This window comes from Nocardia sp. Marseille-Q1738 (assembly GCF_965283145.1).
In genome coordinates, this window is record NZ_CBDIMS010000014.1 from 91,780 (window position 1) to 101,870 (window position 10,091).

Genomic DNA, 10,091 nt, shown 5'->3' on the forward strand with positions numbered 1-10,091 from the left:
ACCACAGGCATTCCGCTCAAGTCAGCGCCAGGCCGGAGTTCACGAAATACGCGATTTCCGCGCAGATTTCGTCCAGCCCGAGTGGCTCGTCCGGCGCCGTGCTCTGGACCAACTCCTGGGCAAGGGAATTGACCGCGCCGATCACGGCCAGAGCGAACAGATCGAAACGCCGCCGCGACCCGGTCTCGCCGCGCTCGATGGCGCGTTCAGCCTCGCTGACCAGCAATGCCGACAGCAGGCGGCGCTGCTGCCTGCGCCACTCCTCCACCGCGGCGCTCACGCCGACCACCTCGACATAGCAGACGCGGGCTCGGCGCGGGTCGGCGCAAGTGACCCCGAGATACGCCCGGAAACTCGCCACGACACGGGTGGCCAGCGGCTCGTCCGCGGTTTCGGCGAGCGCGACGAGCGCGCGGTCCAGGGCCTGCGCGGTGATGCGATTCGCCAGCGCGATGAGCAATGCCTCGCGGCTGCCCATGTCCTCGTAGAAACTGCGCGTGGAGACATTGGCGAAGGAACAGAGACGTTCGATGGACGTGGCCGCGTAGCCCTGGGTGCCGAATAGTTCGAGCGCGGCGTCGATCAGCCGGGTCCGGCGCTGGGCCACCCGTTGTTCCTTGGTCAGCCCGCCGTAGTGGCGACCGTCCGTGGCTCCGTGATCCTGCCGTGTCACCATTCGATGCTACCGTGCGGCAATCGCTGCTCCGCGCCGCGAACGTCGATCCGCGACGATCCCTTTGGCTCGTCAGCGGGCGTTCGGTCCATGAACCGCAAGGGATCTGGCCAAGTCCCGGCTATTTCACACTGCCCGCTGTGAGCCCCGCCACCAAGCGCTTCTCGATTACGGCGAACAGCAGCACCACGGGGATGATGCCGACGGTGGAAATCGCGAACACGTATTGCCACGCCGTGTCGTACTGACCGACGAACTTGGTGAGCGCCACCGACAGCGGCTGGTTCTCCGGCGTGGTCAGCACGACCAGGCTGGCGGCGAACTCGTTCCAGCACGCCACCACGACGAAGATCGTCGCCGTGACGATGCCCGGCCACACCAGCGGCAGGCTCACCCGGATCAGCGTCTGCCAGCGATTCAGTCCGTCGAGCAGCGCGGCCTCCTCGATCTCGATCGGGATCGCCGCGAAGAAACTGTGCAGGATCCACACCGCGAACGACAGGTTGAACGCCGCGTTCACCAGGATCATCGCCAGCCAGGTGTCGTTGATGCCGAGGGCGAAGAACTCCCGGATCAACCCGGTGACCAGGACGGTGGGCTGCAACATCTGGGTGACCAGCACCACGCCGAGAAACACGCCGCGGCCCGGAAAGCGATGACGGGCCGTGTAATACCCCGCCGGTATCGCGACCAGCAACACCAGCACGGTGGCGCAGACCGCGATGATGATCGTGCTGGCCAGGTTGAACGGCAGCGGCGTCTCCGGCGTGTCCCACATGGTCACGTAGTTGTCCGGGTGCCAGGACTCCGGCAGATACGTCGGCGGGATGCGCAGGATCTCGGCCCTGCTCTTCAGCGAGCCGAGCACCATCACCACGAACGGCAGCAGGAAGACCGCGGCCAGCACCACCCCGACCGCGGTGAGCTCCCAGCGCCTCCTTCTGGCCCGCGCGGGACCGGCGGCGGGTTGGGGCGCGTCGGGAACCTGTTCGATTCGCGCCACCTCGGTCCGGGTCGTCATCGGTCGACCTCCTGGGTCGGGCGGACAACCTTCACGTAGATCGCGATAACGACCACGATCAGCGCGAAGTTCAGCACGCTCATCGCGGCGGCCGTGTCGATCTGCTGGTTCTGCCGGATCAGCTTGAAGGTCAGCGTGGTCGTGGTGTCGGCGGAGAAGCCCGCGATGCTGCCGGTGATCACCTGCAGAATCGGCAGTGAGTTGAACACGTTGATGATGTTGATGATGGTCGCCACCGCGATCGCCGGGCGCAGCTGCGGCAGCGTGAGATAGCGGTAGCGCTGCCATGCGCTCGCCCCGTCGACCCGGCCCGCCTCCTCGATCTCCGCCGGGATCGATTGCAGCCCGGCCAGGATCGTGTAGGTCGTGAACGGCACCGAGACGAACACCGCGACGCCCATCGCCACGAGGAACGCCTGCGTCGGTTGCTTGGTGAAGCCGTAGCCCCGGTCCAGCACGCCGATGTCGACCAGGAACCGGTTGGCGATGCCGACGTCCGGATCGAGCAGGTAGTAGAAGATGGTCGTCGTCATCACCACCGACGCCGCCCACGGCACCAGGATCGCCATCCGCACCGCCGTGCGGCCGGGGAAGTCCTTGTTCAGGAACTGGGCCAGCGCCGCGGAAAGCACCAGCGTGATCAGCACGACGCCGACCACCCAGACCACCGTGTGGACCAGCACCGAGCCGAGTTCCGAGATCCCGAACAGTGCCCGGTAGTTGGCCAGCCCGGCGCTGCCGCGGTCCTGGCCGTAGGCGCTGAGGTCCCTGGTGCTGGTCCACACCATGTAGCAAGCCGGGAAGGCGACGATGGCCGCGATCAAGACCAGCGACGGCCCGATCCACGGCAGCGCCGCGAGCGTTCCTCTGCGCCGCACGCTACTTCGCGGCTTCCTGGATCCGCCGCAACACCTGGGCCGGGTCCGCGCCTTGGGCGATGGTGCCCATCTGCTGCCGGATCGCGCCCTGCGCCGCGGCCCATTTCGGGTTGTTGCTGGGATAGAACCGCGCCACCGGGAGCGTGGCGGCGAACGCCTTGGTGACCGGGTCGTCGGCGAGCGCGGCCGCGGCGCTGTGCGTGATCGGGATGAAGCCCTCGTGCTTGACGAAATTCGCGTACACGGCGGCGGAGTAGAAGTAGTCGAGGAACTTCCTGATCGATTCGGCCTTCTTGCCGTCCTTCTTGAACGCCATCAGATGATCGGCCACCCCGAGCGTGACCGGCGCGCCGGACTTGGTCGGCGACGGCGCGGTCGCGTAGCGCAGGCCGGGGTTCTTCGCGGCGATCTGGCCGATGGTGGGCGGTAGCGCCTCGATCATGCCGATCTTGCCCTGGATGAAGGCGTTGATCACGTCCTTGCGGTCGGTCGCACCCGGATTCGGCTGCGTCGCACCCGCATCGATGAGTTCACGCATGGCCCGCACGCCCTCAAGGTTCTCCGGGGTGTCCACGGTGATGCGGTCGCCGTCCGCCCAGGCGCCGCCCGCGCCGAACGTCCAGATGGAGGTCTCCCCCTGTGCCTCCTCGCTGCCCAATGGCAGTCCGTACCCGGAGACGCCGCCGCCGAGTGCCTGGATCTTCTTGGCCGCGTCGGTCAGCTCGGCCCAGGTCTTCGGCGGCCGGGTGATGCCTGCCTTGTCGAACAGCTCGGTGTTGTAGAACAGCGTGCGGGTGGAGGCGAACAGCGGCAAGGCATATTGCGTGCCGTTCAACGCGGCGTTCTGCGCGAAACCCGGCTGGATATCGGCCAGCACCGGCGGGGAGACGATTTCGGCCGCCGGGTAGAGCATGCCGTCGCCGGCGAAGCTGGCGTAGGCGTCGATATTGAGGATGTCCGGGGTGGTGGACGTGGACTGGAGCTTGGTGCGCACCACGTCGTTGATCGAGTTCCAGGACTCCATTTGCAGATTGACGGTGAGCCCCGGGTTCTGCTTCTGGAACTCGGCGATGATGCCGTCCCACAGAGCCTTGGTGCCCGTCGCGCCGTCGCTGTACGCGGGCGCGAGGAAGTTGATCGTGGTGTCGGAGTCCGCGGCGTCTTTCGAACCGAACCCGCACGATGACAGGGCCAGCGCAAAGCCGGTGACCATCGCGACTCCGGCAAGCACGCGGTGGAATGGTCTTTTCACGAGCAGAACCTTTCAGATTTACCCACCCGGCGCCAACGGAGGAACCGATGATGGGGGGACGCACCGTCCGTGCACCTCAATCTAGCCCGGTCGGTGATCATATGTGACCGATTCGCGCGTAAATTTGACATGAACGATCACGCAGGGTGAAGCTGGTCGTGTGCCTGCCGAACACACCGCCGCGCCATATCTGGCCACCGAGGTAGCTACCCAGCCGGACGACTGGACGCATGCCGAGACCGTCGCCGCCGACCATCGCGCCGTGCTGCCCCAACCGGGCGAGCGCGTAGCCGTAATCGGATGCGGCACGTCGTTTTTCATGTCACGAGCGATTGCCGCACTCCGCGAGGAGGCGGGTCACGGCGTCACCGACGCGTGGCCCGCCAGCGCCGTCCGCGATCGCGACTACGACCGCTACCTGGTGATCTGCCGGTCCGGAACGACCACCGAAGTGGTGCGAGCGATGCGGGCCATCCCGGCGCACGTCCCGCGGGCGGTGATCTGCTCCACCCCCGGCACACCCGTGCTCGACCTCGGCGATCCGATCCTCATCGAGCAGGTCGACGAGCAGTCGGTGGTGCAGACCCGCTTCGCGACGACCACCCTCGCCATCTTGCGCTGGCATCTGGGCCAGAACCTGACACCGGTGATCGCGCAGGCCCGCGCGGTGCTCGCCGAGGATCCCGCCGAGTCCTTGGCCGCGGTGCGCGCCGCGGAGCAGATCACCTTCGTCGGGATGGGATTCGCGGCGGCCGTAGCCGACGAAGCGGCGCTCAAGCTGCGTGAATCCTGCCAGTCCTGGACCGAGGCGTACTTGGCGACCGAATATCGCCACGGTCCGATCAGCATCTCCGCGCCGGGCCGCGCGGTCTGGGCCTTCGGGCCGCTGGAGCCGGACTTCACCGCGGACGTCGCCGCCACCGGCGCACACCTGGAACACCGCGATATCGACCCGATGGCGGATCTGGTCCGGGTGCACCGGCTGTGCATCCTGCGGTCCGCCGACCTGGGCCTCGACCCCGACCACCCGCGCAGCCTGAACCGCTCCGTTGTCCTGAAGTCATGACCGGGGCAGGGCGATGATTCCCGTCCGCGGCTGTCTATGCCCCCGAACCGGAGCCACATCAGCACTTGGGACAGCCGCACTCCACGCCGCCACACCGGCAACAACCGCGCCACCGGGCGCGCCCGTCCGATTCCGGGCCACACTTGCCCTGCACACACCGGAACCCCCGTCGCCCGACGCGGGCGTTTCCTTCCCTGCCGCGTGTGCGGCGGCACGGGCGCTACCAGGAACTACTGTGCCGAACATGGGAACCAAACAGCCGGAGACGCGCGCGCACTTCGGCGTGACCAGATCCGGATCGCCCGGGCCGGAGTCCACCCGGCCCGCCGCCGCGCCGGACGCCACATCGGACGTGGCCGGGCAACGCCGAATGCGCTCGCACTCCGGGACTACCGAGCCCAGACCACACACGACCGAGTCGAGGGGGTCCGTCGCGCAGGGCATGGCCCAGCAGCCCGCGACCACGCTCCGCCCAGCGGCTGCAACTCGATCGTCCGCACCATTACCGGACCCGGACGTGGCCGAGCAGCACCGGAGGCGCTCGCACTCCGGCGCTACCGGTCCCAGATCGCACACGACCGAATCGACCAGGCCCGCCGCGCCGGACACAGCCGAGCAGTCCGCGACCACGCTCGGCCCGGCAGCTATGACGCGATCTGCCGCGCCATTGCCCGACGACGCGCTCGTGCTCGGGTTGGATGTCGGCGGAACCACCATCAAAGGCGAGATCACCGATGCCGCGGGCACGGCGCTGGCCGTCGCCGCGGTCGCCACGCCGCGCGGCGCGGCCGCCTTCGACGCCATGGGTCAGCTGGGCGAGCGATTGCTGGCCGAACTATCGATATCCGATCGCCGCCGCGTCGGCCGCGCGGCCGTCGTGCTGCCCGGAATCGTCGACGTCGCCCGATCCGTCGCGGTGTTCAGCAGCAATGTCGGCTGGCGAGACGTGCACGTCGGTGACCGCTTCACCGAGCGCTGGGGCATACCTACGCTGATCGAACATGATGTCGCCGTCGCCGGTTGGGCGGAAGGGCGGTACGGCGCCGGACGTGGCCACGAGAACGTGTGCGTCGTCATTCTCGGCACCGGCATCTCCGGGACGCTGTCCGTCGGCGGGCGGCTGGTGCGCAGCGGCTATGGACAGGTCGGCGAATACGGCCACATACCGGTAAGGCGCGAGGGATTGCCCTGCCCCTGCGGCAATACCGGCTGCGTCGAGACGGTCGCCTCCGGCGCGGCGATCGCACGGGCCTACACCCGCCGCACGGGTCGCGAGATCACCGGCGCGGCCGATGTTTTCGCGCTCATGGCCGCCGACCCCGATGCCGCCGCCGTCGTCCAGGACGCCGTCGACGCACTTGCCGACGGACTGGTAGGCATCGTGCACGCGGCCTGCCCCGAACTGATCGTTCTCGGCGGCGGACTCGCCGGAGCGGGCGCCGCACTCACCGAGCCACTACACCGAGCGCTGGACGATCGCCTCCGCCTGGTTCCCACACCCCGTGTGGTCCTCGGCGAATTCGGCGCCCGCGCAGGCCTGGCGGGCGCCGCCTTCCTCGCACGGAAGGGGTCCCTGGCATGACACGCACACCCGCCACTCAACTCCACCTGACCCACGCACCCCGAGCCTCCGCCGAGCACGGCAAACACGCGGGCTCGGTGGGTACAGCGCGCTCGCACGGCAGCGCCACTGGCATCACACGCACACCCGCCACTCAACTCCACTTGGCCCACGCATCCCGAATTACGCGGGCCGCGTACAGCACACACGCGGGCCTGGCAGGTGCTGCCGCCCTCCTCGCATGGCAAGAAGCACTGCTCTTCGCACGGCAGGGAGCACTGGCATGACAGAGCATTCCGAGCTGACGATTCGTGGGCGCATCGTTTCGGCGAGTGTCGTTCTCGATGACGGTGTGGTGATGACTTCCGGGGAGCGGATCGAGGCGGTGCGGTCGTTCGCGCAGTGGCGGGCCGTCCACCCGGATATACCCGAGCCGCCATTTTCCGGAACGCTGCTGCCGGGGCTTGTAGATATTCACAATCACGGCGGGTTCGGGCATCGGTTCGACACGGTGGACGCCGCGCAGGCGAGAGCGGCGGCCGAGTCGCACCATGCGAGCGGCTCCACCACGGTGGTGGCGAGCGTGGTCACCGGACCGGGCGCGGAGATGGTGGCGCAGACCGCCGTCCTGCGCGAACTGGCCGAGGAAGGCGTGCTCGGAGGCATTCATGTCGAGGGGCCTTTCCTGGCCGAGGCCCGATGCGGAGCACAGGATCCGCGATTTCTGCGCGACCCCGATCTCGACCTGACCGACCAACTGCTGGCCGCGGGCGGCGCGTGGCTACGTGCGATGACACTCGCGCCGGAGCGCCCCGGATACGCGGAGGTCGCAGGGCGATTGGCCGACCACGGTGTGGTGGTCGCGCTCGGCCACAGCGACACGGACTACGAAACTTTCCGTAATGCCTTGCGCCCCAGGGGTTTGGCCAGCCTCGTCACTCATCTGGCGAACGGGATGCCGCCGCTGCATCATCGCGATGCGGGTCCGGTCGCCGCGGCTCTGGTCACCGCGGCGGCAGGGGACGTGATCGTGGAACTGATCGGCGACGGCGTGCACGTCGATCCCGGCTTCGCCGCGCTGGTGTTCGCGACCGCGCCGGGGCGGGTCGCGCTGGTCACCGATGCCATGCAGGCTGCCGGGCTCGGGGACGGCGAATACCGGCTCGGCCCACAGTCGGTCACGGTGCGTGAGGGGGTCGCGCGAATCGCCAATGGGTCGATCGCGGGCGGTGTCAGCACGCTGTTGCGGTGTGTGGCGCGAGCGGTGCACGAATCCGATGTCCCATTGCGGGACGCGGTGCTGGCGGCCACCTGCACTCCGGCCACCGCACTCGGGCTCGCGGACGTCGGTGACCTGCGGCCCGGCTACTTCGCCGACATATTGACAGTCAGTGACAATCTCCAGTTGCGCCGGGTGCTCAGACGTGGACAGTGGTTCTCGTGATCCTCACCGTGACAATGAATCCCGCGTACGACATGACCTACCGGGTCGAACGCTTCGAACGCGGGCAAGCCCACCGGGTCCGCTCGGTGGAGCAGCGCATCGGCGGCAAGGGCATCAACGTGACGCGGGTGCTGAATCAGCTCGGCAAATACGCCAGGGCCACCGGTTTCTCCGACCATGCGTTCGCGGCCGCCGCCGAACTGGAGATGCCGGTGGACTTCGTGCACGCGCTGCCCTGGGTGCGCCGCACCGTGGTGATCAGCGAATCCGAGGACGGCACCGCCACCGCGCTGTGGGAACCGGGCGCCCGCGTCTCCAATCCGCATGCGGCCGAGCAATTGGCCGTCCGGGTGGCCGGGCTGCTACCCGAGATCGCGGGGCTGGTCATCTCCGGTTCGTTGCCGGGCGGCATCGAACCTTCGCTTCCCGCCGAGATCGCGCGCACCGCCATCGCGGCCGACGTACCGACCATCGTCGACGTCGACGGCGAGGCGTTGCGCCTGGCGGCCCAGGTGCCGGGCATCGTGCTCACGCCGAACCGTGGGGAAGTGCGTCGTCTCACGGGCGCCGAACCCGACACCACCGACTCCATCGTGAACGCCACCTATCCCCTCGTCGAACGCGGCGTGCGCGCCGTGATCGCCACCCGCGGTGCGGAAGGAATGGTCGCGGTGACCGCCGACGGCGCGTGGTCGGCCGCGCTACCCGAGCCGCTCGCCGGAAACCCGACCGGTGCAGGAGATTCCGTGGTGGCGGCGGTGATCGCCGCCCTTTCCACCGACTCCGGCCCGGACTGGGCGGCCGTGCTCACCGACGCGGTAGCGACTTCCGCTGCCGCCGTGGTCATCCCGGTGGCCGGTGAGATCGACCGCGGTCTGCGGACCCGCCTCGCCCCAACCGTCCGAGTCGAGAAACTGGACCTACCGAAACCCCGAGAAACTTCCCCATGACAATCGCCCACCGCATCGAGTGCGCCGACGACGTCGGTTCCCAGCCGCTGCACCGTCCGGGCAAACGCTCCGATCTCGGCACATCCGCAGTGGATTCCCGCCACCGCCACCGGCACCGCAGGCGCGCCGCAGCGCATCGAGGCCGCCCGCACCACGGTAACGAACTTCGGCATTGCCACCCAATGCCGCCATCCGGCGAGCCGGACTCCCGACCGGTTCGACCAGTGCGCGACGTCGACGCCAACCCCGCTCCCACTCGAGAATCAGCGGCCGTACAACCCGGTCCAGCCCATCGGGCCAGTTCGCCCGTGCCTAATTGCCACCCAATGCCGCCATCCGGCGAGCCGGACTCCCGACCGGTTCGACCAGTGCGCGACGTCGACGCAAACCCCGCTTCCCCTTGGGAATCAGCGGCTGTACAAGGCTGTCCGGCACACCGGGCCAGTTCATCCGTCCCGGTCAGCCCCCCGCGCCGGGCATCACGAAAGCATGAGCTATGCCGCTGACCTCTGTTCCGGAACTGATAGCGGCGGCCCGTCCGGGTGGGCTCGGCGCATTCAACGTGATCACACTCGAGCACGCCGAGGCGATCGCCGCCGCAGCAGAATCCGCGAAACGGCCACTTGTCTTGCAGCTTTCGGAGAACACGGCGATCTACCACAGAAGCATCGCCCCGCTCGCCCTCGCCTGTTTGCGCATCGCCGCCGACAGCAGCGCGGCCGTCGCGGTCCATCTCGACCACGCCACCACCGCCGAATTGGTCCATGAAGCGGTCGACCTCGGTATCCGCTCAATCATGTTCGACGGCTCCACCCTCGACTACGCCGACAACCTCGCCGCCACCGCCGCCCTCGCCCGCTGGTGCCATGACCGCGGCGTGCACATCGAAGCCGAACTCGGCGAAGTCGGCGGCAAAGACGGCGCCCACGCCCCCGGCGCACGCACCGACCCCGACGAGGCCGTCGAGTTCGTCGACGTCACCGGCGTCGACGCGCTCGCGGTGGCCGTCGGCTCCTCGCACGCCATGCACACCCGCACCGCGGAACTCGACAACGAACTGATCGCCCGCCTGGCGGCGAAAGTCCCGGTCCCCCTGGTGCTGCACGGCTCCTCCGGCGTCCCCGACGCGGGCCTACGCGCCGCCATCGACCACGGCATGACCAAGATCAACATCGCCACCCGCCTCAACATCCAGATGACCACCGCCATCCGCACCACCCTCACCACCCACCCCGCCATATCAGAC

General features: G+C 68.4%; 9 protein-coding genes. 5 read left to right on the forward strand and 4 right to left on the reverse strand.

The genetic code is table 11. The features are described 5' to 3' along the window. Window positions 1-16: 16 nt before the first annotated feature. The 4 genes from ACWPXK_RS32620 to ACWPXK_RS32635 all read right to left on the reverse strand — a co-directional run bounded on the left by ACWPXK_RS32620 (window position 17) and on the right by ACWPXK_RS32635 (window position 3,824). A complete protein-coding gene (locus tag ACWPXK_RS32620) occupies window positions 17-673 on the reverse strand; it encodes a TetR/AcrR family transcriptional regulator (protein ID WP_454200008.1) in 657 nt (218 codons plus the stop codon). A 121-nt stretch (window positions 674-794) separates the two neighbouring features. After that, window positions 795-1,694 (reverse strand): carbohydrate ABC transporter permease, encoded by a 900-nt coding sequence (locus tag ACWPXK_RS32625; protein ID WP_454200009.1) that lies wholly within the window; start codon window positions 1,692-1,694, stop codon window positions 795-797. Further along, window positions 1,691-2,572 carry a carbohydrate ABC transporter permease gene (locus tag ACWPXK_RS32630; RefSeq protein ID WP_454200010.1) on the reverse strand — a complete coding sequence of 294 codons (882 nt, stop codon included), beginning with the start codon at window positions 2,570-2,572 and terminating at the stop codon, window positions 1,691-1,693. Before ACWPXK_RS32630 ends, ACWPXK_RS32625 begins: the two co-directional genes overlap by 4 nt. Before the next feature lies 1 nt (window position 2,573). Continuing rightward, a complete protein-coding gene (locus tag ACWPXK_RS32635; protein WP_454200011.1) occupies window positions 2,574-3,824 on the reverse strand; it encodes an extracellular solute-binding protein in 1,251 nt (416 codons plus the stop codon). A 160-nt stretch (window positions 3,825-3,984) separates the two neighbouring features. Between ACWPXK_RS32635 and ACWPXK_RS32640 the strand changes: the two genes are divergently transcribed. The 5 genes from ACWPXK_RS32640 to ACWPXK_RS32660 form a co-directional block, all read left to right on the forward strand. Continuing rightward, window positions 3,985-4,890 carry an SIS domain-containing protein gene (locus ACWPXK_RS32640; protein ID WP_454200012.1) on the forward strand — a complete coding sequence of 302 codons (906 nt, stop codon included), beginning with the start codon at window positions 3,985-3,987 and terminating at the stop codon, window positions 4,888-4,890. Between the two features lie 244 nt (window positions 4,891-5,134). Then, window positions 5,135-6,472 (forward strand): ROK family protein, encoded by a 1,338-nt coding sequence (locus tag ACWPXK_RS32645; RefSeq protein WP_454200013.1) that lies wholly within the window; start codon window positions 5,135-5,137, stop codon window positions 6,470-6,472. Between the two features lie 262 nt (window positions 6,473-6,734). Further along, window positions 6,735-7,895 carry an N-acetylglucosamine-6-phosphate deacetylase gene (locus ACWPXK_RS32650; RefSeq protein ID WP_454200014.1) on the forward strand — a complete coding sequence of 387 codons (1,161 nt, stop codon included), beginning with the start codon at window positions 6,735-6,737 and terminating at the stop codon, window positions 7,893-7,895. After that, on the forward strand, window positions 7,892-8,845 hold the full coding sequence (locus tag ACWPXK_RS32655) for a 1-phosphofructokinase (protein WP_454200015.1): 954 nt from the start codon (window positions 7,892-7,894) through the stop codon (window positions 8,843-8,845). Before ACWPXK_RS32650 ends, ACWPXK_RS32655 begins: the two co-directional genes overlap by 4 nt. Before the next feature lie 496 nt (window positions 8,846-9,341). Further along, a partial coding sequence (locus tag ACWPXK_RS32660) for a class II fructose-bisphosphate aldolase (protein ID WP_454200016.1) occupies window positions 9,342-10,091 on the forward strand: 750 nt, incomplete at its 3' end.